This window comes from Nitrobacter sp. MLSD-S21, assembly GCF_058809865.1.
Genome location: NZ_JBXASZ010000002.1, coordinates 12,285 through 34,209, shown reverse-complemented (window position 1 = coordinate 34,209; position 21,925 = coordinate 12,285). Strand labels below are relative to the sequence as shown.

Annotated in this window: 29 protein-coding genes, 1 tRNA gene and 1 pseudogene; 17 read left to right on the top strand and 14 right to left on the bottom strand. The window is 59.8% G+C overall.

Annotated elements, in window-relative coordinates; translation table 11 throughout:
- The first annotated feature begins 37 nt into the window (after positions 1–37).
- Positions 38–253 carry a hypothetical protein gene (locus tag AC1RT6_RS05880; RefSeq protein ID WP_139372926.1) on the top strand — a complete coding sequence of 72 codons (216 nt, stop codon included), beginning with the start codon at positions 38–40 and terminating at the stop codon, positions 251–253.
- 42 nt (positions 254–295) lie between these two features.
- Positions 296–514 (top strand): hypothetical protein, encoded by a 219-nt coding sequence (locus AC1RT6_RS05875; RefSeq protein ID WP_493029282.1) that lies wholly within the window; start codon positions 296–298, stop codon positions 512–514.
- A 301-nt stretch (positions 515–815) separates the two neighbouring features.
- Here the strand turns inward: AC1RT6_RS05875 and AC1RT6_RS05870 are convergent, their stop codons facing one another.
- Entirely contained in the window at positions 816–959 is a 144-nt protein-coding gene (locus AC1RT6_RS05870) for a hypothetical protein (protein ID WP_472791388.1), read from the bottom strand.
- A gap of 148 nt (positions 960–1,107) precedes the next feature.
- Positions 1,108–1,308 carry a hypothetical protein gene (locus AC1RT6_RS05865; protein WP_079447896.1) on the bottom strand — a complete coding sequence of 67 codons (201 nt, stop codon included), beginning with the start codon at positions 1,306–1,308 and terminating at the stop codon, positions 1,108–1,110.
- A 378-nt stretch (positions 1,309–1,686) separates the two neighbouring features.
- On the opposite strand from AC1RT6_RS05865, the gene AC1RT6_RS05860 reads away from it, so the two are divergent.
- A complete protein-coding gene (locus AC1RT6_RS05860) occupies positions 1,687–2,505 on the top strand; it encodes an AMP nucleosidase (RefSeq protein ID WP_244553547.1) in 819 nt (272 codons plus the stop codon).
- A 373-nt stretch (positions 2,506–2,878) separates the two neighbouring features.
- On the opposite strand, the gene AC1RT6_RS05855 is transcribed toward AC1RT6_RS05860, so the two are convergent.
- Positions 2,879–2,963: transfer RNA gene (locus tag AC1RT6_RS05855), tRNA-Leu, on the bottom strand.
- A 216-nt stretch (positions 2,964–3,179) separates the two neighbouring features.
- On the opposite strand from AC1RT6_RS05855, the gene AC1RT6_RS05850 reads away from it, so the two are divergent.
- Positions 3,180–3,719, top strand: coding sequence for a disulfide bond formation protein B (locus AC1RT6_RS05850; RefSeq protein WP_087881201.1), 540 nt, complete (start codon positions 3,180–3,182; stop codon positions 3,717–3,719).
- Positions 3,720–3,964: 245 nt separating this feature from the next.
- Here the strand turns inward: AC1RT6_RS05850 and AC1RT6_RS05845 are convergent, their stop codons facing one another.
- On the bottom strand, positions 3,965–4,228 hold the full coding sequence (locus AC1RT6_RS05845; protein WP_079447886.1) for a PsiF family protein: 264 nt from the start codon (positions 4,226–4,228) through the stop codon (positions 3,965–3,967).
- A 184-nt stretch (positions 4,229–4,412) separates the two neighbouring features.
- Here AC1RT6_RS05845 and AC1RT6_RS05840 point away from each other — a divergent pair, with 184 nt between their 5' ends.
- Positions 4,413–4,850 carry a hypothetical protein gene (locus AC1RT6_RS05840; RefSeq protein WP_079447976.1) on the top strand — a complete coding sequence of 146 codons (438 nt, stop codon included), beginning with the start codon at positions 4,413–4,415 and terminating at the stop codon, positions 4,848–4,850.
- 6 nt (positions 4,851–4,856) lie between these two features.
- Positions 4,857–5,523 (top strand): annotated as a pseudogene (locus AC1RT6_RS05835) (DsbA family protein).
- A 151-nt stretch (positions 5,524–5,674) separates the two neighbouring features.
- On the opposite strand, the gene AC1RT6_RS05830 reads toward AC1RT6_RS05835, so the two are convergent.
- Positions 5,675–6,076, bottom strand: coding sequence for a group III truncated hemoglobin (locus AC1RT6_RS05830; RefSeq protein WP_472791508.1), 402 nt, complete (start codon positions 6,074–6,076; stop codon positions 5,675–5,677).
- A gap of 17 nt (positions 6,077–6,093) precedes the next feature.
- Positions 6,094–6,276, bottom strand: coding sequence for a hypothetical protein (locus AC1RT6_RS05825; RefSeq protein WP_158081546.1), 183 nt, complete (start codon positions 6,274–6,276; stop codon positions 6,094–6,096).
- 104 nt (positions 6,277–6,380) lie between these two features.
- Here AC1RT6_RS05825 and AC1RT6_RS05820 point away from each other — a divergent pair, with 104 nt between their 5' ends.
- Positions 6,381–6,833 (top strand): RrF2 family transcriptional regulator, encoded by a 453-nt coding sequence (locus AC1RT6_RS05820; protein ID WP_079447882.1) that lies wholly within the window; start codon positions 6,381–6,383, stop codon positions 6,831–6,833.
- Positions 6,834–6,912: 79 nt separating this feature from the next.
- Here the strand turns inward: AC1RT6_RS05820 and AC1RT6_RS05815 are convergent, their stop codons facing one another.
- The 4 genes from AC1RT6_RS05815 to AC1RT6_RS05800 form a co-directional block, all read right to left on the bottom strand.
- Positions 6,913–7,884 (bottom strand): S1C family serine protease, encoded by a 972-nt coding sequence (locus tag AC1RT6_RS05815; RefSeq protein ID WP_079447881.1) that lies wholly within the window; start codon positions 7,882–7,884, stop codon positions 6,913–6,915.
- Positions 7,885–8,013: 129 nt separating this feature from the next.
- Complete coding sequence (locus AC1RT6_RS05810) at positions 8,014–8,571, bottom strand: HNH endonuclease (RefSeq protein WP_079447880.1); 558 nt, start codon at positions 8,569–8,571, stop codon at positions 8,014–8,016.
- A gap of 304 nt (positions 8,572–8,875) precedes the next feature.
- Positions 8,876–10,396 carry an ATP-binding protein gene (locus tag AC1RT6_RS05805; RefSeq protein ID WP_472791389.1) on the bottom strand — a complete coding sequence of 507 codons (1,521 nt, stop codon included), beginning with the start codon at positions 10,394–10,396 and terminating at the stop codon, positions 8,876–8,878.
- 107 nt (positions 10,397–10,503) lie between these two features.
- Positions 10,504–11,157 (bottom strand): DNA-3-methyladenine glycosylase family protein, encoded by a 654-nt coding sequence (locus AC1RT6_RS05800; protein WP_079447878.1) that lies wholly within the window; start codon positions 11,155–11,157, stop codon positions 10,504–10,506.
- A gap of 45 nt (positions 11,158–11,202) precedes the next feature.
- Here AC1RT6_RS05800 and gluQRS point away from each other — a divergent pair, with 45 nt between their 5' ends.
- Together gluQRS and AC1RT6_RS05790 are read left to right on the top strand one after the other, a co-directional pair.
- A complete protein-coding gene (gene gluQRS, locus AC1RT6_RS05795; RefSeq protein ID WP_079447877.1) occupies positions 11,203–12,075 on the top strand; it encodes a tRNA glutamyl-Q(34) synthetase GluQRS in 873 nt (290 codons plus the stop codon).
- 120 nt (positions 12,076–12,195) lie between these two features.
- Complete coding sequence (locus AC1RT6_RS05790; RefSeq protein ID WP_079447975.1) at positions 12,196–13,452, top strand: ATP-binding protein; 1,257 nt, start codon at positions 12,196–12,198, stop codon at positions 13,450–13,452.
- Here the strand turns inward: AC1RT6_RS05790 and AC1RT6_RS05785 are convergent.
- A complete protein-coding gene (locus AC1RT6_RS05785; protein ID WP_079447876.1) occupies positions 13,379–14,272 on the bottom strand; it encodes a YihY/virulence factor BrkB family protein in 894 nt (297 codons plus the stop codon). The two genes, AC1RT6_RS05790 and AC1RT6_RS05785, sit on opposite strands and share 74 nt — an antisense overlap.
- Positions 14,273–14,415: 143 nt before the next feature.
- On the opposite strand from AC1RT6_RS05785, the gene AC1RT6_RS05780 reads away from it, so the two are divergent.
- From AC1RT6_RS05780 to AC1RT6_RS05755, 6 genes are all read left to right on the top strand, one after another.
- Complete coding sequence (locus AC1RT6_RS05780) at positions 14,416–14,610, top strand: twin transmembrane helix small protein (protein ID WP_079447875.1); 195 nt, start codon at positions 14,416–14,418, stop codon at positions 14,608–14,610.
- A 29-nt stretch (positions 14,611–14,639) separates the two neighbouring features.
- Positions 14,640–15,212, top strand: coding sequence for a cob(I)yrinic acid a,c-diamide adenosyltransferase (locus AC1RT6_RS05775; RefSeq protein WP_079447874.1), 573 nt, complete (start codon positions 14,640–14,642; stop codon positions 15,210–15,212).
- Between the two features lie 149 nt (positions 15,213–15,361).
- Positions 15,362–16,111, top strand: a complete 750-nt coding sequence (locus tag AC1RT6_RS05770; RefSeq protein ID WP_079447873.1) for an electron transfer flavoprotein subunit beta/FixA family protein — start codon at positions 15,362–15,364, stop codon at positions 16,109–16,111.
- Positions 16,111–17,055 (top strand): electron transfer flavoprotein subunit alpha/FixB family protein, encoded by a 945-nt coding sequence (locus tag AC1RT6_RS05765; RefSeq protein ID WP_079447872.1) that lies wholly within the window; start codon positions 16,111–16,113, stop codon positions 17,053–17,055. The genes AC1RT6_RS05770 and AC1RT6_RS05765 overlap by 1 nt, the downstream gene beginning before the upstream one ends.
- A gap of 112 nt (positions 17,056–17,167) precedes the next feature.
- Positions 17,168–18,040 (top strand): 3-hydroxybutyryl-CoA dehydrogenase, encoded by an 873-nt coding sequence (locus tag AC1RT6_RS05760; protein WP_079447871.1) that lies wholly within the window; start codon positions 17,168–17,170, stop codon positions 18,038–18,040.
- 155 nt (positions 18,041–18,195) lie between these two features.
- On the top strand, positions 18,196–18,387 hold the full coding sequence (locus tag AC1RT6_RS05755) for a YjfB family protein (RefSeq protein ID WP_079447870.1): 192 nt from the start codon (positions 18,196–18,198) through the stop codon (positions 18,385–18,387).
- Here the strand turns inward: AC1RT6_RS05755 and AC1RT6_RS05750 are convergent.
- The 3 genes from AC1RT6_RS05750 to tlpA all read right to left on the bottom strand — a co-directional run bounded on the left by AC1RT6_RS05750 (position 18,384) and on the right by tlpA (position 19,930).
- Positions 18,384–18,782 (bottom strand): VOC family protein, encoded by a 399-nt coding sequence (locus AC1RT6_RS05750; RefSeq protein ID WP_079447974.1) that lies wholly within the window; start codon positions 18,780–18,782, stop codon positions 18,384–18,386. The two genes, AC1RT6_RS05755 and AC1RT6_RS05750, sit on opposite strands and share 4 nt — an antisense overlap.
- Before the next feature lie 26 nt (positions 18,783–18,808).
- Entirely contained in the window at positions 18,809–19,168 is a 360-nt protein-coding gene (locus AC1RT6_RS05745) for a DUF1428 domain-containing protein (protein ID WP_079447869.1), read from the bottom strand.
- 90 nt (positions 19,169–19,258) lie between these two features.
- The gene (gene tlpA, locus AC1RT6_RS05740) at positions 19,259–19,930 is read right to left on the bottom strand and encodes a thiol:disulfide interchange protein TlpA (protein WP_244553543.1); all 672 of its coding nucleotides are present in this window, start codon (positions 19,928–19,930) and stop codon (positions 19,259–19,261) included.
- Between the two features lie 111 nt (positions 19,931–20,041).
- Between tlpA and argH the strand changes: the two genes are divergently transcribed.
- Both argH and lptM read left to right on the top strand, forming a co-directional pair.
- Positions 20,042–21,430, top strand: a complete 1,389-nt coding sequence (argH, locus tag AC1RT6_RS05735) for an argininosuccinate lyase (protein WP_079447867.1) — start codon at positions 20,042–20,044, stop codon at positions 21,428–21,430.
- Between the two features lie 92 nt (positions 21,431–21,522).
- The gene (gene lptM / locus AC1RT6_RS05730; protein ID WP_374708889.1) at positions 21,523–21,804 is read left to right on the top strand and encodes an LPS translocon maturation chaperone LptM; all 282 of its coding nucleotides are present in this window, start codon (positions 21,523–21,525) and stop codon (positions 21,802–21,804) included.
- Positions 21,805–21,925 lie beyond the last annotated feature (121 nt).

The window sequence follows — 21,925 nt, the reverse complement described above, 5'->3', positions numbered from 1 at the left end:
CGCCTATCTAAGAAAACAGGCTATCAGGAGCATGAAGATGAGCGACGATCATGAGCGGCAGATTCAGGAGATACTGGCGCGGTTCAGCGACGGCCCCGAAAGCACGGACGCGAAGGTGCAGCAGGTCAAGGATACCCTGGAGGCGTTCCTCGAGAGCGGACCCGGCACGCGGGAGGAGCGGCAGCTGATCGTGCTCGACAAGCTCCTTCTGATCGATGCTTCGTTCAATGACTTCCGGAGCAAGCGGAACTAGCCGCACAGGCGTGCGGTTATGGACGGGAGCATTGGGAGGACCGTGGCGGTGAATGACATAGAAGAGCGCGTGCAGGACATCATGGCGGAGTACGGCGACCTGGTCACGGGAGAGGAGCCGCAGGTGGAGGAGTTAAAGAGGGCAATTCAGGACTTCCTCGAGCACGGCCCCGGCATGCCCGACCAGCGCCGCCAGGCCTTGCTCAAGCGTATGAAAGGTTGGGACCCCGATTACATAGCCTACCTGACGAGGCCTACCTGACGAGGCCTACCTGACGAGGCGGGGCTGAGCCGGAAGGTCGAAGCAAGACGGTTGCCCGCGACGTTTCCAAACCTCTAAGAAGCAAACCCCAACGCCATTTCTCCGGCTAATTCGTTTATGTGGTCTACGCGCACGACCTTAAAATACACGTGTTTATCGGAGAAGCTAAATCGATAAGCGCTACGAGGGTCAGCTTGAAAGCCGGAAGTAGTTTCGGAGAGAACCAAACGATTGGTTCTGATCTCTTTCGTTTCCGATTCACCGTAAAAACTGAGCCCTGCGTATCAAAGCGTATCTCGTTTCAGTCAGGGATAGAAATGTACTTCGCGGGGGACAGTTCCTTTCCGCTTGGCACCTGCTGCTTGGAGAATGAGCCTAAGCCGAGCAGCAGCGCGATCAACGCCGCCAAGCCTCCTGCCATAGCGATAAGGAAATAGCGCGACATGCGTTGTCAACGCCGGCGCCAAGCGATTGTTTCGTATCGCAACTTATCGTGCGGCAAGAAAAACCCGCCGGGCTCAAGGGCCGCGGCGGGCAAAGTCTGTCAAACTTCATCGCGGGCAGACAACGTCGAGAGCCCGTCTCTGTTCCTATTACTTCGGCGGCTGCAGTTCGGGCGAGGTCGCCCACCTCTCGATGTTTGCGGCAGTTTCGGCCTGCCGAATTTTCTTCAGCAACTCGTAGTGATCCGCACCGCCCGGCCCACCGTCCGCCTCAGATCGTGCGCCCGCGATGAAGTCCGAAAGACGGTCTTGAAACGACGTGGTCTGCTTGAAACGACGCCGGGTCTGCATGGCGCGCTCCTGTCCGTGAGAAAGAGGCGGGACGCAATCGGGCGTTCTCATCACCGAGATAAGCCACGATGATCCGTGCGGTGATCAGCCATCATCGCGTATTCGAAAGCGGAGTTCTGCGCACTAGTGGACATAGCGCGGTTCACAACCGCTTGAAGGCCACGGGCCTTCCCTTGGACCCATCCATCGCCTTTCTCCACTTAGACCAGTGCGCGCCCTTGTCCCTCTCCGCGAACCCCACGCATGAATGTTTCGCGGTATGCGCGCGGTCCCGGATCAGCTAATGAAGGATTGTTGCTAGCCGCAGGATTCGTGAGCTGAGACGATCCATTCAACCGTGTCTTTCAGCGGGAAAACGCGCATCTAGCTTCGGCCAATTTGACGTGGGAGCAGAAACTGAAAGAGAAAAGGGACATCGTCGAAAATTGGCTGCCGCGTTATACGGGCACGCCGCTTGGCGAATTTGGACAATATGTTCTCTTGACGAATTTCAGCGGCTACGTCGCGTGGTTCGCCGCTCAGCACGAGGTATCGATCAAGGGGACGGATCGACCGATGCCCAATGCGACTGCCGATGGCATTACCTTGATCAATTTCGGCATGGGAAGCCCGAATGCCGCGACCGTGATAGACCTCCTGAGCGCCATTTCCCCGAAGGCTGTTCTATTTCTCGGAAAGTGCGGCGGCTTGAAACGCAAGAATCAGACTGGCGATTTCATTCTGCCCATTGCGGCCATTCGCGGCGAAGGCACTTCGAACGATTACCTGCCGCCGGAGGTTCCTGCGCTTCCCGCATTCCAACTGCAACGCGCAGTGTCAACCATGATCCGCGACCTGGGTCATGATTATTGGACAGGCACCGTGTACACAACGAACCGTCGTGTCTGGGAGCATGATGATGCTTTCAAGGAGAAGTTGCGTCGCACACGGAGCATGGCGATCGACATGGAGACTGCAACAATCTTTGCCGCCGGATTCGCCAACCACATCCCGACCGGTGCGCTGCTTCTCGTTTCCGACCAGCCTATGATCCCTGAGGGTGTGAAAACCGAAGCGTTGGATTTGGTTGTGACCGCAAACTATGTTGAGACGCACATCAGGGTTGGAACAGAGGCCCTCAAACTGGTGCGGCGTCATGGCCGAAGCGTGAAGCATCTGCGCTTCGAAAGCGAATTCGAAGGATCACGTGAGCCATAAGGCGTTGCGGCCCTGGATCGCTTGGCCACCATCGTTCGAGGTGCCGACATTTCACAGCAGCGCGCGGTGGCCTTATCCTCGTGAGATATAGCAGCTGTGGCGGCGACCATCTGGACCTGTGTCCTGATCGGTTTTCGCGTGGTTTGACCTTATGCGTGGCAATGGCTCCTCGCAATGCTTGCGTCGGACCGGCCTTTGCCCGCGTCGTCTGGATGGCGTGCCGAAACATCGCGCCGATGGTGCCTCGCACGGGCTGCCGTCTCCAATTTTCCGGCTGCCTCGACCGGCTCAAGGAGAGCCAGAACCTCAACGGGCTCGATTTCGCAGCCTTTTGTGTGATCGCGAACGGTGACGAACGTCTGGAAATGCTTCGTGGTGCCCCTGGCCGGAATCGAACCAGCACTCCTTGCGGAACTCGATTTTGAGTCGAGCGCGTCTACCAGTTCCGCCACAGGGGCATTCGCGAGTCATACGCCGAGTGCGGCGGTGGTCTTGCGAAGCGGGGCGGACTATAGCGGCCGATCCCTGCCGGTCAACCCGGTGCGCCAAGCGTCCCCCGTCAACAGGATCATTTGGTCTCGAAACACTGCAGTGTGATGGCTGCCGGCTCGACAGCGGTAAGGCTCGCAAGCTAGGACGCATGGTGCAATCCAAGCACTTCGCCGGAGGAAGCCGTGACCCTCGATGCTGTCGTGAAATCCGCCTCCGGAGTCGGTAGAAAAACCGCCTTCGCGACGACGCTGGCCGTGGCCTTCATCGCCGCAGCGACAATCGCAGGCGCGTGGTTCTTTCAGATCGTGCTGGAGATCCTGCCGTGCCCGCTCTGTCTCGAGCAGCGCTATGCCTACTATTTTGCGTTCCCCTTCGGCCTGCTCGTGGCATTTGCCCTCGCGAAAGGCGCACCACGTTGCCTCATCATACCGCCTCTCGCCGTTCTTACGCTGGTTGTGCTGGTCAACGCCGGGCTCGGCGCCTATCACGCCGGGGTGGAATGGGGCTTCTGGCTGGGGCCGACCGAGTGCAGCGGAACGGTGCTCGATCTGGGCAAGGGAAGTCTGCTTGAGAATCTCGATAGAGTGAAGGTGGTGCGTTGCGACCAGGTGCAGTGGCGCTTCCTCGGCCTGTCGCTGGCTGGCTACAATGCGCTGATCTCGCTGCTGATGGCGGCAATCTCGGGGTGGGGCATCGCAGCTTTGGCAGGCAAGGTCAGGTAAACTCTGCGCAGTACGGGATGAAAAGTGTGTCGCGGCTTTCCGCTCGCATCCCGCTCATCGCGATCCAGTGACATCCAACCTTGATAGCAATCAAGGTAGAGCTCCAACAGCTTGTTTTGAGCCGCATTCTTTACGCGAACCGACCCCGGACTCGCTTGCGGTCGAACATTTTGATCAGGCTGGCGGATGGCAAGCCCGATAGTGTCGCAGGTTGGTTGACCTGTCGACACTAACGGGCGAGCGGATCAGTTCGGGTTGGCCGCTTTGGCCTTGCACCCAGAGAGGAATTTCTTGCGTTCCTTGCCGTGCAGGCCTTTGGCGGTGGCCTCTTTCGAGCATTCGAGCGAAGCTGCGGTGCGCGGCTTTTGGACCTTCTTGGTGGCGGGCGCCATCTTTGAAGTCGGTGCGGGCGTTGCGGGTGCGGTAGGCGCGGCAGTCTGGGCGAATGCCGTGCCGCCGAGCAGCAGAGACGCAGCGAGGATCGCAATGAAGCGGGAAGACGTGGTCATGAAAAATTCCTCAGGTTGATAACGGCTTCAACGTCGCGGAGCCGGCCTGAACGGTGGCTGAACGGCCTTGAGCCGATCCCCCACATGAAGCATTTTTTTGGAGTCGGTCCGGGCGCGGCGTTGAAACGGCCGTGGGCGACGCTAGGATGTCGGCCCATCCTCGATGTCCGGGAAGGACAAACACATGACAGGTTATTTGAAACTGCTGGGCGCCGCGACGGTGTCCGGTCTGCTTGGACTTTCGGTACTGCCCGCCAAAGCACTGACCGCGCAGGAGTGCAGCGCAAAGTATCAGGCCGCGAAATCAGCGGGCACGCTCAACGGTCAGAAGTGGAACGACTTCCGTAAGGCTCAGTGCGGAGCGGCGGCAACTGCCCCGGAGGCAGCCGAGACGCCAGCGCCCAAGACCGCAGCTCCTTCGGCCACGTCAGCCGGCAACGCGGTTTTCCCATCGGCGGTGTCGTCGAAATATGCCAGCGAATCAGCTGGCAAGGGGCGCAGGCACACTTGCCTTGATCAATACAAGGCCAACAAGACCACCAACTCCAATGGCGGGTTGAAATGGATCATGAAGGGCGGCGGCTACTACAGCGAATGTAGCAAGCGGCTCAAGGGCGTCTGATCGATCATGCCAAAATCGCAGGACACGTCCGGCAACCCGACAAGACGCGGGCTGCTGCGGGCCTTCGGCCTGGGAGGTCACGGCAGGTCTGACGCGCGCGCCGACGCTTGCCGAGACCTCTGACGAAGTTCTGACTGAAGCACAAGTGTTGCGCGATCAGGAGATTCCGGCGGCGGGCAACGTGCATGGCGATATCACGATCGTCGAGTATTTCGATTACAACTGCTCCTATTGCCGCAAGCTTGCGCCGGAGCTCGCTCAGGTGGTGCATGACGACGGCAAGGTTCGGCTGATTCTCAAGGATTGGCCGATCCTTGGCCCCGGTTCGGTCTATGCATCGCGTCTGGCGCTGGCGTCCAAGTATCAGGGTAAATTCGTTGTCGCGCACGAAGCTCTGATCAGTACCAGTTCACGTTTGACCGAGCCGCGCATTCGCGAACTGCTGGCGGATGCGAAGATCGATGTCGATCGCGCGGTCAAGGACATGGTCGCCAACGCCGGCGCGATCGACTCCATTCTGAAGCGTAACAGCGATCAGGCGATCGCCTTCGGATTCAACGGAACACCTGCGTTTATTATCGGGAAATTCCGTGTGCCTGGCGTATTGACCACGACGCAGTTCGGTCAAGCCATCGCGGATGCGCGCAAAGCAGCGGCTACGAAGACAAAATGAAAGCCACGATTAGAGCATGATCCCGACCCGAAGGACCGCACCAGCGCAAAGTGAAACCGATTTTCGGATGAGTGATGCTCAATCGAAAGAATGAACAGAGTTTGATTCAACGCAGTTGAATTGGACTCGAGTGTAGCGTCAGTTCGTCGGATCACGTCACATTCGTGGAAGCCTGCGGCGGCCACGGCCGGTCAGGCCGGTAGAACACCGCAATTTTCAGGCTTTCAGCGATGCGTTCGGCCTTTTCCATGAAGGCTGCGCGGATCGGCTCGTCGCACAGTTCACCGCAGGTCTCGTCGAACAGTGCGAGCCATTGGGTGAACAGCTCCGGCCTCATGCCCGGTATCACCATGTGCTTCATCATAGGGTTGCCCTTGTAGCGGCCGGTGGTCAGCATTACCGACGACCAGAACGCGTACATCTTCTCAAGATGATGGGGCCAGTTATCCTTGATCTTGTTCTCGAAAACCGGCCCCAACTCGGAATCGACGCGCACCTTCGTATAAAAAGCGTCGACGAGCTGGCGAATGCCGTCCTCGGTCACGTGATCCATTTTGTCGGACACGAGTGTCATGCGAGAAAAGCCATGACGATGACTCCGGCCACTGTCCAAATCAGTGAATTAACCAACATGCGGACCAGGTGGGAATAATCCCCGGAGTTATTGCGGATTCCGAGAGCGTTGCAGACGACCGTCCCCGGCAACAGGAAAGGCTTTGCGACGGTGTCACTGATCGTGGCGTTCTCGCGCATGAAACGCTCCTTTACAAAAGTCAGCATGTCCATACATGTGCAGTTGCGCAAAAGCAATATCTAAAATATAGCTTTTGCGTGACCGTCGTCACGGGAAAATCTGCATGCGCCTCACCACCTATTCGGACTACGCATTGCGGGTACTGATGTATCTCGCGCTCAGGTCCGATGGGCTGTCGACAATCGCGGAGATTGCCGGGAGCTATAAGATTTCCGAGGCTCATCTGATGAAGGTGGTTCATCAATTGGGGGTAGCGGGATATATCGAAACCGTGCGCGGCCGCGGCGGCGGACTGCGCCTCGCTAAGCCCGCCGAGACGATTGGGCTGGCAGAGGTCATTCGTACGACTGAGCCGGATATGGCGATCGTGTCGTGCTTGAAGCCGCTTAACGCGCCCTGCATGATCAATCCGAGCTGCGTGCTCAAGCGCGCGTTGGAGCGGGCGCAACGGGCTTTCATGGAGGTTCTGGAAGGATATACGCTGGCCGATCTCGCGGCTCCCCGCGCGCGCCTTTCAGGTCTGCTTGGCATCTCTCCAAACGCATCAACGCAATAAAGGTCAGATGGCGGACTGGCGCGGCTTCCGGCAAGACAGCGTCATGAGGCGCACGACGCCGTGAGTGGAGAAGCCTTGCTTAGTGAAGTCTTGGCTTCTTCAGCATTCGGGCACGGTCGGTGGATTTTATCACCACGTCGAAGGTGTCTCCCTCGCGATGGAGCGTCAGCGGCACATCGACGCCGGCGGGACCCAGCGCCCACAATTTGCGATAGAGCTGGGCCGCGTCCGACACCTTTTCTCCCTTCACCGCGAGGATCGCGTCGCCAGCGCGCAGTTCGGCGCGGTCTGCCGGTCCTTTTGGCACGATGCCGACGGCGACCACCCTGTCTTCGATCTCGGCGGTGAATATGCCGAGCCAGGGTCGGGCCGGCTTGTTGACCTGCCCAAACTTCCGCAGGTCGTCGAGAACGGGCTTCAGCAGATCTATTGGCACGTTCATATTGAGATGCTCGTTCCGGCGAGCGTCCTCCCGCTCGAGCTGCAACGAGCCGATCCCGATCAATTCGCCAGCTGCCGAGATCAGGCCGGTGCCGCCCCAATTGGGATGCGCCGGGCGAGTGAAGATGGCTTCGTCGATAAGGTATTCCCAGTAGCCGGCGAATTCCTCCTTTGAGATGACCTGGCCCGCGAGCGAACGGGACCGTCCGCCGACTCCGGCGACCACGACCGGGTCATTGACTTTGGCGGCGGCCGATGAGCCTAGCGGCAGCGGTTCAAGATCGAGATCACCCAGGGCTTGTACCAGGCCGAAGCCGCTTTCCCGATCGACGCCAACCGTGTCCGCCTGCACCACGCGGCCGTCCGCAAGATGCAGCCATACAGATTCCGCCTCGGTGACGACATAGCCAATCGTCAGAACGAGGCCATCGGCGATCACGACGCCATTCCCGGCGCGCTCGGTGCCGAGGGTGTCCGCGGTGAGGGCATCGGGCGGAACAATAGAATGCAGTCCGACGACGGTGGACAGCGCGCGGTCCAGATCGAAGCGGTAGTCCTCCGGACGCGGCTGGGCGGAGCTTGGCACCTTCCATTCGGTCAATGAAGCCATGCGGATTCTCCGTGCGGTGCATATGCGGACAGGCCGTTCGTAGGCATCAGAAGATGTAGCAATGCCTTATGCGAGCAATCAGCTTGTGAGCTAAGCGTTCTCCGTGAAAGCGGCATGGCGACGTTGCGGCTAAGGATCGAGCTCGGTGTCCCAATAGAGATAGTCCAACCAGCTGTCGTGCAGATAGTTCGGTGGAAACAACCTGCCGTTTCGGTGCAACTGATGCACGGTCGGCGCGAACGGTGCCTGACGCGGGAACATCCCGGCCTGTTGTGGCGTCAGGTTGCCCTTCCGCAGATTGCACGGTGAGCAGGCAGCGACAACGTTGTCCCAGGTGGTTTGACCGCCCTTGCTGCGCGGAATGATGTGGTCGAAGGTGAGATCCTCGACAGCTGTGCAATACTGACACATGAACCTGTCGCGCAGGAATACATTAAAGCGGGTGAAGGCGGGGTGGGTCGACGGCTTCACGAAAGACTTCAGCGACACCACGCTCGGAAGCTGCATTTCGAACGAGGGGCTGCGCACCGCGCGGTCGTAGTGTTCAACAATGTTGACGCGATCGAGGAACACCGCCTTGATCGCATCCTGCCACGACCAAAGAGACAGCGGATAGTAACTCAGCGGCCGGAAGTCTGCGTTCAGGACCAGCACCGGCCAGCCGCCCTGCGAGACATGCGCGTTCAATTAGCGCCTCCAGAGCACTTTTCCCGACAAAGTGAAACGCCGGTTTGCCGTGGAAAATGCATCCAATATCTATGACTGAGCGCACTCTGATCGCAAACCGGCGTTTTTGCGGAGCACGCTCCAGTTCCCTGTTCAGCCGCATCGGCTTTGAGGCGGCTTACGATGGCATAGTACAGTCAGCGTGACGGGATTGTGAAGAGCGTAAGCCCGGCTTTTCTGCTGGGCCAGCTCGTCAGCTGGTCTGGACCTCTTCCACTCCCGGCGCGGCAAGAAGCAAAAACCGCCAACCCTTGTTGCGGAATCGCTAGGAGGACAGCTTAGCGAGAGCCTGGCTCAGCTCATGAATTTCGTAGGGTTTTCGAAGAACGTGAAAGTCCAGCTTGCGTCCAGCAAGAGCTTCGCTGTAGCCGGTGGCCAGCAACACCGGCAAGTGCGGATACGTCGCGCGGAGCATCTTGGCCAGACCGAGACCATCTATTTTTCCCGGCATCACGATATCGGTGAAGGCCAAATCGATGCCATCACGCTCGATCTCTAACAACGCAGCCTCTGCATTGTTGGAGACTCGCACGCGATAGCCAAGCTGTTCAAGCAGTCCCGCGCTCGCCTCCGCGACATCCGGATTGTCTTCGACGAGCAGGACGGTGCCGCCTCTCGCTCTCGTGCCGCGACGGCTCGACCCGCTTTCCTCTGCGCAAAGCGTGTCGGTGGGCGGAAGATAGAGCGTAACTGTGGTACCATAACCGAGTTCGCTCTCGATGCCGACATGCCCTCCGGCTTGATGAGCGAAACCATGCACCTGTGACAATCCGAGACCCGTTCCTTTTCCGGCGGGTTTCGTTGTAAAGAACGGGTCGAACACCTTTGCAAGGATATCTGTCGGAATACCGTCTCCGGTATCCTCAACTGAGATGGCGACATAGCGTCCTTCGGGCTCGTCCGTTTTGGTTATGTTTCGCGCCTTCACGATGACCTGCCCACCATCGGTCATAGCGTCGCGCGCGTTGATGACCAGGTTGAGCAGCGCCGTCTCGAATTCGGTTGCGTCGATCGTGACCGGCCACGCGTCGTCGAGCGTGTCGATATGCAGGGTGATCGCCTTACCAAGGCCGCTCCGGAGAACGTCGGCGATTGATTGAATGTGTTCAGAGACATCGGTCGGCAAGGGGTTGAGGCTTTGCCGTCGGGAGAACGTCAGGAGTTGCCTGGTGAGCGAGGCCCCGCGTTTGGTTGCTGTCTCGATGGCGTGAACCGCCCGCAGCGCTTTCGGTTCGCTCTCGACAATCTTTTTCAATGTTTGGATGTTGCCGCTGACGATCATCAGCAGATTGTTGAAGTCGTGAGCGACACCGCCCGTGAGCTGGCCGAGCGCATCCATCTTCTGCGATTCTGCGAGTTGCCGCTGCACGCGCTCGAGTTTCTGCTGGGCCTCACGGCGTTCCGTGATATCCCGCGTGACCTTTGCAAAACCGATGAGATTTCCGAAGTCGTCGCGAATGGCGTCAATAACGACGCTGGCCCAGAAAAAGGAACCGTCCTTACGGACTCGCCAACCTTCTTCGTCGTATCGCCCCGTGGAACTGGCAATGTTTAAAGCCCGGGCGGGTCGCCCGGCGGCGCGGTCTGAGTCCGTATAAAAACGCGCGAAGTTCTGGCCGATGATTTCGTCGGGATGATATCCCTTGATACGTTCTGCACCCGCGTTCCAGTTAATGATGGTCCCCTTGGGATCCAGCATGAAGATCGCGTAGTCGATAACCCCTTGAACAAGAATTCGATGCTCGCTGTCGAACAGACCTTTGTTGTTATTATGTTTTTTTGGCATTTCCCGACGCTTAACTCCACAGCCCGTCGGTATAATCTGCGTTCGGTCGAAAAGTTCCCATCTTGCGCATGAGCGCAGGCCGTCCGCGCTGCCGACGCCAGTCCTGTCTACTTCGGTTCGGGAACGATACCTTCTCTGCGCTTGATAACCTTATAGTATGCCCACCACAAATGCGCTGCAGCGCCGCGCAAGGGTCGCCATGGCTCCGCGAGCGGCGCCATCTGTTTCGGCGTGGGCCGCATCGTCAGCCCGAGGCCGACCTTGATCGCCTCCTGGAGCGCGACGTCGCCGGCGGGCCAGGCATCGCCATGGCCAAGGCAGAACAGCAGGTAAACGTCAGCGGTCCACGGTCCGATGCCGCGATGCCGGACCAGCGTCGCATGGGCGGCGTCGGCATCCTCTTCGGCGAGCACATCCAGGTTGAGCCGGCTCGCCGTGATCTCGCGTGCGAGCAGCTTCAGCGTGGCGATCTTTGCCGCTGACAATCCCAGCCGGCCAAGTCGGTCGGTGCGCGCCGTGCGAATCGCGTCGTGGTGGAACGGCTCGAAGGCGGCGCTGAGTCGTCCCCAGATCGCGCCGGCGCTTGCGGTGGACAATTGCTGGCCGCAGACGATTGCGGCGAGACCTTCGAAGCCAGGCTCGCGCCGGCGCAGGGCAGGAAGGCCGGTGCGCGCGAGGATCGGTTTCAGCCGCGAATCCTGCTTCACCAACGCGCTGACCGCGTCGTCAAGATCGGATTGGGTTTCCAGGCGGACCGTCATTCGTTAGTACTTCAGCGTCACGGTCGGTTATGCAAGCAAAGATCAATGCCGCCACCCGTTCTCCGTTTTGCACCGTCGTCGAACGGTTTTCTGCATCTCGGACACGCCTTTTCGGCGCTCATGAATTTTGAATCCGCCCAGCGGAGGAAAGGTCGCTTTCTGCTGCGGATAGAGGACATTGATGCAACCCGGTGCCGTCCCGAGTTTGAAACGGCGATCTACCAAGACCTCGCCTGGCTTGGCGTTTCATGGGAGATGCCGGTGCGGCGGCAGTCAGAGCACCTTGCCGATTATCGCGCAGCGCTCGACCGCCTCGCTATGCTTGGAGTGCTTTACCCGAGTTTCGAGAGCCGCGCCGAGATTGCAGCGCTCGTCAAAGCTCGCGAAGTAGATGGCGCCTGGCCGCGCGATCCCGATGGCGTACCACTTTATCCGGGTACAGCGAAATCGCTCGCGGCCACTGAGCGCGAACGGCGGCTGCGGTCCGGCGCGCCCTTCGCGTTGCGCCTGGATATGGAGGCGGCGTGCCGGCTCGCAGGCCGTCTCACGTGGATCGAGAGGGGCTCCGGCCCGGACGGGGAGACCGGCGAGGTTCTCGCGCGACCAGAAGTCTGGGGTGATGTCATTCTCGCCCGCAAAGACATTCCGACCAGCTATCATTTGTCGGTTGTGATCGACGATGCGCTCCAGGGGATTACCGACGTGATGCGCGGGCAGGATCTGTTCGGGTCGACCGCCGTGCACCGGCTGCTGCAAAAAATCCTGGACTTGCCTCAGCCGGTTTACAACCACCACGATCTAATCCGCGATAGCGACGGGAAGAAGTTGTCCAAGTCGTCAGAGGCGATCGGGTTGGGGGAGCTACGCACCCGCGGAATGACGCCCCGGGAGGTCCGCAGCTTTGTCGGCCTGCCTTGAAACTGCCGCAACGCGGCTGCGTTGGTTGGCCGTAAAGCATCTTTGCACGACAAATCATCCCCGACGTGACTCGCGCGTTCGAGCCGTGGCATGCTGGCGCGGGGTGGGGAAAGCAAAATCATGGCGCCGACATCGCGCGGGTTGCGCAGGTCGCCGAAGCCTAAAAGGCGACCGGCGAGAAAGCGGGTTTTGAAGAAGTCCTCGAAGCTTGCAAAGACCAGGCGGCCGCCTTCTCAATCCACGTCTGGCGTCGTCGAGGCTGCGCTTGCCGCGTTTGCGCATGAAGTGCGGACACCGCTCACCGGGATTCTCGCCATCAGTGATCTGCTCGCCACCTCCGATCTCGGCGAGCGCGAGCGGCGCTGGGTTGAGACCATCAAGGCCGGCGCTGACCATCTCGCCAGTCTGGCGACGTTGTTCGTCGATGCGGCGCGAAGCCGCCGTTCAGCGCCGGGCGGACGGCAGGATTTCTTCGATCTGCGAGCGCTTGCGCGCAACGCTGGCGATTCGCTGGCCGGCCGCGCAACGGCCAAGGGCCTGCGCTCTGCTGTCGAAATTTCAGACAGGTTGCCGGTGTTCGTGACCGGCGATGCCGTCCGCCTGCGCGCGGCGCTGGAGAATCTCATCGACAATGCGGTCAAGTTTACCGAGCAGGGTGACGTCGTCCTCAAGGTTACGGCGCCGCGGCGGTCAGGAGAACAAATCGGCGTGACCTTCGTGGTATCCGATAGCGGGATCGGCTTGTCTCTCGCCGAAATCCGGCGGCTGTTCCGGCCGTACTCGCAGGCCAATGTCTCTATCGCATCGCGCTTCGGCGGCGCCGGCCTCGGGCTCTCCTCGGTGAAGCAACTGGCGCGCGCGATGGGCGGAGATGTCACGGCGACGCAGCGGCGCGGCGGCGGCACCACGTTCACCTTCACCGTTCTGCTGACGCCAGCCAAGGGACCGGTAGCGATCCAGTCTGGCGACGACCTCGATAGGTCTTCGGATGTTTCGAGCGGACTCCGCGTTCTCAGCGTCGAGGATAATCCGTTCGGGCGCGTCGTGCTCAACACAATTCTCACCGAACTTGGCCATCAGGCCGAGTTCGTCGGACGAGGCGAGGATGCCGTTCAGCGTATCGCGCAAGGAGGATTCGATGCGGTGCTGATGGACATGGTGCTGCCTGGGATCACTGGGATTGAGGCGATCGGACGTATCCGGGCGCTTGATGCGCCCGTGGGGCGCGTTGCCATCATCGGCGTGTCCGGCAGGAGCGACGATGAGGCGGCATCGCGCGCAGCCGGCGGCGACGCGTTTCTGGTCAAGCCTGTTTCTCCTCGGGCTTTAGCGACTGCGCTGCTTGAAGCGAAACACCGCGCGGCAACCTCGACTTGATGATCGCCGCGTTCAGTTCGCCGCCGAAAACGAAGATCGCGGCGATGAAATAGAGAAATACCAGCGCGATGACGACCGATGCGAGGCCCGCATACATTGTGACGTAATTGTTGGCGAAGCGTGCAAGATAAAGGCCGAAGCCGACGCCCGACATCAGTGAGGCCAGCATGGTGAAGATGATGCCGGGGATGATCTGCAGAAAGGATCGCCGACCCGCCGGCAGCCACGCGTGCAGGATCAGCAGCGCGGCAAACATCGCAAGGATGGTAATGCCATAGCGGGCGAGGTTGAGCAGGCTCTCATTCGATTCGACGATCAGCGGGATATGGCGTTTCGCGGCGGCGATGATCAACGGACCGAGCACGATCAGGAACGCCATCGCCAACGTTGTCACCGCGGCAACCAGCGTATATCCGATCGATTCCAGTCGTAGCCAGTACCAGCGGCGCATCTCGATCACCGCATAGGCGCGGTTTAAGGCGACCCGCAGGCTTTCGACGCCGTTCGATGCGAAGTAGACCGCGAGCACGAGACCGACTGTCAGCGCATCGCCGCGCGATGTCGTCAGCACGTCATGGATTTCGCGCGACAACGTATTGGCGACCTGATCCGGCCAAATCTGTAGCATCAGGTCTGCCGCTTGGTCGGCGAGCTCCTTGGATCCGAAGAAGCCTGCCAGGGACGTCAGGACAATCAGGAACGGGAATAGCGCCATCAGCGCCGATAGCGCGATATGGCTTGCGATTGCCCAGCCGTCGTCGGCAAGAAACGTGTAGAAGGCGTCCGTTCCGACCAGACAGAGGTATCGGATTTGTCTCACGTTTCACCCTGACAACGTCGAGGGGCGCCGCCTCGGCGCCGTTTACTATCTGATATCAATACATAAAAGACCAGATTGTTGCGTGGAATTGAATCTCGTTGCCGACAATGGCGCAGCTGCGGTTGCGATGATATGTATGAACCATGACAGTGTTTTTCAGCATGGTATTGGTTCCCGTCGCGGTGGCCTCGGTCGCTACTGTATTGGTGATGGGTCTGGTCAACATGATGCGGGGCGGTAGTCCCAACCTCTCGCAGAAGCTTATGCGAATGCGGGTTGTCCTGCAGTTCGTTGCGATCATCGTCACCATGGTCACGATCTGGATGCTTGGGCAGTGACGGATTGATAGCCTGGCACCGGAGCACCGATGGTCGTTCTCAACCGAATCTACACACGCACAGGTGACGACGGCACGACCGCGCTTGGCACCGGTGAGCGACGCCCTAAATACGATCTCCGTGTCGGCGCCTACGGGACTGTTGACGAGACCAACGCCGCGATCGGCGTGGTCCGGTTGCATCTTTCCGGCGCGCCCGATCTTGATGGGATGTTGGGCCGCATTCAGAATGATCTGTTCGATCTCGGCGCTGACCTTGCGGTGCCTCAGCGCGAGGGCAAAGCCGAGCGGCTTCGCGTGGTGTCCAGCCAGGTCGTGCGTCTGGAGAACGATATCGACAGCCTCAATGCAGGGCTGCCCGATCTGACGTCGTTCGTGCTGCCAGGGGGGACGCCCGCCGCCGCGTATCTCCATTCGGCTCGAACCGTTTGTCGCCGCGCGGAACGCATGATGGTGGAACTCGCCGCGCGGCCCGGTGAGCCGGTCAGCGATGCCGCCGTGAGATACATGAACCGCTTGTCGGATTTTCTATTTGTGGCCAGCCGTTTTATGAACGCCGCGGGCGCGGGCGACGTGCTCTGGGTGCCCGGTCAAAATAGATGATTGCGGCCCGATAGCCTGCCTGCGCCGGGATCATCGAGGACGCGTTTTTTGGCCTTCCCGCGTTGACCACCGGAAACGGGACCTTTAGGTTCCGCGCCGAAGCTCACACTCACGGTTGATCCAACCAACGCTCGGTTCGAAAGAGGTCGATGAAGATTCTGGTGCCGGTCAAGCGGGTCGTCGATTTCAATGTGAAGATCCGCCTCAAGGGCGACGGATCTGGCGTCGAGCTTGCCAACGTCAAGATGTCGATAAATCCCTTCGACGAAATAGCGGTCGAGGAAGCCTTGCGCCTTCAGGAGGCCGGCAAGGCCACCGAAGTCGTATTGGTGTCGATTGGCCCGTCTCAGGCCGCGGACACGATCCGCACCGGCCTCGCCATGGGCGCCGACCGAGGCATCCTTGTCACGTCCGATGAACCTGTCGAACCGCTGGCGGTTGCCAAGATTCTCAGGGCAGTTGTCGAAGAGGAGGGCCCCGGGCTGATCATTCTCGGCAAGCAGGCCATTGACGACGATTCAAATCAGACCGGTCAGATGCTGGCGGGGCTACTTGGATGGGCGCAGGCAACCTTTGCGTCAAAGCTCGAGGTCGATGGGACCTATTTCAATGTGACACGTGAAGTGGATGGCGGGCTGCAGACGGTCAGGCTGAAAAGGCCCGCGATCGTGACGACGGATCTGCGGCTCAACGAGCCGCGCTATGCCAGTCTTCCGAACATTATGAAGGCGAAAAAGAAGCCGATCGTCGTGAGGGCTGCCAACCAATACGGCGTTGATCTCGCGCCGCGCCTCGAAATCCTCAAGACCACCGAACCTCCGGGCCGCAAGGCGGGCGTCAAGGTCAAGGATGTCGCCGAGCTGGTGTCCAAGCTCAGGAACGAAGCCGGGGTAATCTGATGACCACGTTGCTGATCGCCGAACATGACCACGCGTCGCTGAAGGATGTCACGAGCAAGGCACTGACCGCTGCCATTCAGCTCGGCTCGCCGGTCGAGGTGCTTGTCGCGGGTGAGAACGCCAAGGGCGCCGCCGAGAGCGCGGCGAGACTGAAGGGCGTCGCGAAAGTGCTGCTTGCGGACAACCCGGCCTATGGCCACGATCTCGCCGAGCCACTCGCCGCGCTGATCCGCTCCTTGGCGTCTGGTTATGATGCATTGATTGCGCCGGCAACCTCTCGCTTCAAGAACGTGATGCCGCGCGTTGCGGCGTTGCTCGACGTGATGCAGATCTCGGAAATCATCAAGGTGGTCGCGCCCGATACCTTTGAGCGGCCAATCTACGCTGGCAATGCGATTCAGACGGTCAGGTCCAGGGATGCCAAGAAGGTCATCACGGTGCGCACATCGACCTTTGCCGCGGCCGGTGAGGGCGGTAGCGCCCCAGTGGAGACCATCGTCGCGGTGGCTGATCCGGGACTGTCGAGTTTCGTCAGCGAGCGGGTTGCCAGGAATAATCGCCCGGAATTGGCCTCGGCGAGGATCATCGTCTCCGGAGGCCGCGGCATGCGAAGCAGCGCCAACTTCACTAAATATATCGAGCCGCTGGCGGACAAGCTCGGCGCCGGCGTTGGTGCGTCGCGAGCCGCCGTGGACGCGGGCTTCGCGCCAAATGACTGGCAGGTCGGGCAGACGGGCAAGGTGGTGGCGCCGGACCTTTATATCGCCGTCGGCATTTCCGGTGCAATTCAGCATCTGGCCGGAATGAAGGATTCCAAGGTCATCGTGGCGATCAACCAGGACGCGGATGCGCCTATTTTCCAGGTTGCGGATTACGGCCTGGTGGCTGACTTGTATCAGGCGGTTCCTGAACTTACGGAAGAACTGGGAAAGCTAGACCGCTAACGATGATCCGAGGAGTGCTCCCGGAGCAACGGACTTCAGCCGGGGTTTGTGCAAGAATGGAGTGCGCCGCGGTCTGCGCGGTTCAGGACCGGTGAGATGACGAGATGCGGCAATGATTAGAAAAGTCGGCGTGATCGGTTCGGGCCAGATGGGCAACGGCATTGCGCATGTGACCGCTCTTTCGGGGTTCGACGTCGTGCTCAACGATGTTTCCGCCGATCAGCTCAACTCGGCCATGGCGACGATCAACGCGAACCTGTCCCGCCAGGTCTTGAAGAAGATCATTACCGACGACGATCGCGAAAAAGCGCTTTCGCGGATTTCGCAAACCCAAACTTTCGACGGGTTGGCTGATTGCGATCTGGTGATCGAAACCGCCGTCGAGAAGGAGGAAGTGAAGCGGAAGATTTTTCATAATCTGTGCACGGTGCTCAAGCCCGAGGCCATCGTCGCCTCCAACACGTCATCGATCTCGATTACGCGGCTGGCCGCGTCGACCGATCGGCCGGAAAAGTTCATCGGCATTCATTTCATGAATCCGGTGCCGCTGATGGAGTTGGTCGAACTCATCCGGGGCATCGCGACCGGCGATGCGACATTCGATACGGCCAAGGAATTCGTCATTAAGCTCGGCAAGCAGATTGCCGTGTCGGAGGACTTTCCGGCTTTCATTGTTAACCGCATTCTGCTGCCGATGATCAACGAGGCCATCTACACCCTGTATGAAGGCGTGGGTAACGTCGAGGCGATCGATGCCGCCATGCGGCTCGGCGCGCATCACCCGATGGGTCCGCTTGAACTCGCCGACTTCATTGGGCTCGACACCTGCCTGTCTATCATGCAGGTGCTGCACGAAGGACTCGCCGACTCCAAGTATCGGCCCTGTCCGTTGCTGGTGAAATACGTCGAGGCCGGATGGCTCGGGCGCAAGAGCCAGCGCGGCTTCTACGACTATCGCGGTGAAAAGCCGGTTCCCACGCGCTAATCGTTCCGCCAGGATTTGTTAACCACAGTTCGCTAGAGTCTTTCACCCTTTCACGGAAACGGTGAAAGATTCTATGTTTTGATTTGATGCGTTTTCTTCACGCGAACCGGTATCCCGCTCGAAAACGCCTCTAGAACGGACGTGGAGCTGTCCACATGTATGTAGGTTTAGTTGCGGCAGCGGCCGGCATGATGGCGGCCAATACGCAATCGCAGGTCGCGAACCGGGTCATGAAGATGAGCCTCGACGCCCAGGCGCAGGTGCTTCAGTTGCTCGTCCCATCGCAGACCAGCCCGGCAACGAACAACGCGCCGGGCATCGGCGGTCATCTCGACGTTTCAGTTTAGGTCGATTTCGGGCTTTGGTCCTGTGTCGGCGTAATCCAGCCGACACCGACGCCCCCCGGCTGCATCAGGATCGCCAGCCGGCCAACATTTGGAATATCGAAAATCGGCTTCATCAATTGCGCGCCGGCGGCCACCGCCTTCGCGACGCGCGCATCGATGTCATCGACGGCGAGATACGGCATCCAGCCATCGGGAATGCCCTCCAGGCCGGGACGGTTGGTAGGGAAGATGCCGCCGACCGGCTCGCCATTCGCTAGCGCCACCCAGTAGCATTCGCCATCCGGTTGGGTCTGCGCCTCATAGGTCCATCCGACCGTTCGGGCGTAGAATGTCTTGAATCTTTCCGGGTCGCGGGTGACGAATTCAGTCCAGTGAAAGTGACCATGTCCCGTCATTGGATCTTCCTTTGTATCTGTGTCGATCACGCGCTGACGAACACCTCGAAGCCGCCATAGATCATACGTTTGGCATCGAACGGCATCGCCTTCGGATCCATCATGTCGGCGAGGCGCGGGTCCTTCATCACCTTGGTGTTGACCCTGTCGCGATGCTTGCGCGACTTGTAGGTAATCCAGGCAAACACCACAGTTTCGCCCGGCTTCAGCTTCACGCTGCGCGGAAACGACGTCCACTTGCCGACCTTGACGTCCTCCGCCACGCATTCGCGATAGTCCAGCGCGCCGTGCTCGCGCCAGACCTTGGCGGCCTTGCGTGCCATGGTACGGTAGGCATTGAGACGCTTCTTCGGCACCGGAACGATGAATCCATCGACATACTGCATGGAATTCCTTTCGGGTGCGCTCAGGGGAGCCGCAGGTGCGGGGACCCGTCCGTTCGTTGTGATGCTTGACCGGTCAGTAGTGAACCGGGGTCATGGCGCCAACGATGCCTCAATCAGTTTGATCGCGTCGGGGCTGTCCCATTCAGCCGGTCCGGCCATGTTGCCGATTTCGCAACCGTGGCCGTCGATCAGCACCGAGGTAGGCATTCCGACCGCCATGCCAACGCTCTTGAGCGCCTGAAAAACGGACGCTTTGTCGTCATGAAAATTGCCGAGATGAGTCAGGTTGGCTTCTTTCAAAAAAGCCTTCGGTTTGTCGGAGTCGCGGGTGTCGATATTGATGGCGACCACGGCGAATTTATCGCTGCCAAGCTTGCCCTGAAGTCGGTCCAGGGCCGGCATTTCCGTCCTGCAGGGCACACACCAGGTCGCCCATAGGTTCACGAGAACGGTCTTCCCTTGCCAGTCCGAAAGCTTCCTGGGTTGGCCGTCGCCGTCCATAAAGGCCAGGTCCGGCATCTGACGTGGTTTCGATGCCATGGTCAGCGAAGCTACTTCGCCTATGGCCTGCGGGGCGAGCTTTTTGGACAGTTCCACCGCCGTACCGCAGGGTACGAAGGCGTGAGCGGCGGACTTCGCATGCCTGAGGTGCCCGACACCTAAAAGAGTGGCCGTAACCCCTACGACGATAGCGACTGCGACCAACGGGCCTATGGGAAGCTTGCTTTCGGCGCGGTGAGGTGGCGTGGGGGTATCGGTCATATCGTTTGTCATCCTGTATAAGATACGGGTATGCAGGCGTCGGCTTCAGACGGCTACACCAACCGGACGGGATCAATCGTCCGGCAAGCATGATGAAAATGAGCGCGCGGCATGAGCAACAAGATGTGGGGCGGCCGGTTCGGCGAAGGACCCGATGCGATCATGGAGGAGATCAATGTCTCAATCGACGTGGATCGCCACCTCTACGCCCAGGATATCGCCGCGTCAAAGGTCCATGCTGAGATGCTTGCCGCTCAAGGCATCATCGCGGCGGATGATGCGAAAAAAATAGGCAAGGGTCTAGACACGATTTTGTCAGAGATCCGCAACGATTCCTTCGACTTCAAGCGAGCGCTCGAAGACATTCACATGAACGTGGAGGGCCGACTCGGGGAACTGATCGGGGCTGCGGCGGGACGATTGCATACCGCGCGCTCTCGTAACGATCAGGTTGCGACCGATTTCCGCCTCTATGTCCGTGACGTCATCGACGAGACCGATGCTGCGCTCGATGCCTTTCAGCAGGTTCTGGCGACGCGCGCTCTGGAGTTTGCAGGGACGGTGATGCCAGGTTTTACGCACTTGCAAACTGCTCAGCCGGTGACCTTCGGTCATCATCTGTTGGCCTATGTCGAAATGGCAGCCCGTGATCGCGGGCGCTTCGCCGATGCGCGCAAGCGTTTGAACGAGAGCCCGCTTGGAGCGGCCGCGCTGGCGGGTACATCCTTTCCGATCGATCGCCATGCCACCGCGAAGGGACTTGGGTTCGATCGCCCGATGGCGAATTCGCTTGACGCGGTTTCTGACCGCGATTTCGTTCTGGAGACACTATCGGCCGCGGCGATCGCATCGACACACTTGTCGCGTTTCGCGGAGGAGATGGTGATCTGGACGTCGCCGCTGGTGGGCCTTGTACGACTTTCCGACAAGTTCACCACGGGTTCGTCGATCATGCCGCAAAAGCGCAATCCGGACGCTGCCGAATTGGTGCGCGCCAAAACCGGTCGCGTCGTCGGAGCGCTCACGGGGCTGCTGGTCGTGATGAAGGGATTGCCGCTGGCCTATCAAAAGGACATGCAGGAAGACAAGCAGGGTGCGATGGAGGCGTTCAGCGCGCTGTCGCTGGCGATCCGCGCCATGACCGGCATGGTCGCCGACCTCGTGCCTGACGAGACGCGGATGAAGGCCGCGGCCGGCGACGGCTATGCGACCGCGACTGATCTCGCAGACTGGCTGGTCCGGACGCTGAAGATGCCGTTCCGTGATGCGCATCACGTCACCGGGCGTATCGTTGCCGCTGCATCGAAGCAGGGCGTCGCCCTGCATGAGCTGCCGCTGTCTGCGATGCAGGAGGTGGAGCCGCGCATCACCCACGACGCCCTTATGGTGCTATCCGTGGAGGCATCGGTGAAAAGCCGGACGAGCTACGGCGGGACCGCGCCGAAAAATGTTCACGCGCAAGCCGAGGCCTGGCTCAAGCGGCTGAAAGAGCGAAAATAGAATCCGTCCTTTTTTCGCTTGAATTTCCCTGTCTTCCGGTCTCGCCAGAACAGGGCATTCTTTGTATGGTGCCCCTGATTGGGGAAATCGCCGTGAACAGCACTTCGAGATCCGTCTCAGCGAGATGGGCACTATTTTTTCTGACAGCAGCTGCGCTGGCGCTCGCCGGTTGCGGGCGAAAGGGCGAGCTCGATCCTCCCTCGACCGCGTCGGAACAGCCGCCAGCCGCCGCCCCGGCGGCGGCGGACCATGAGCGCGTTAATACAACCCATGGCAACTTGTTCGATCCGTCTTACGGGATGAACAGTGATCCGGCTGCGTCCAAGGGCACCAAGAAATCCTTCATCCTCGACCCGCTGCTCGACAGCCGTTGAGATGCGGCCGTGGCGGTTCAGACGTTTGCCTCATGATCTCTGCACTCCTATGAGCCGAGATCACAACAGAAGCGCAACCGGTGTCCTTCTGAATCCGAAGTTCCCTAGAGAAGGTGCGACA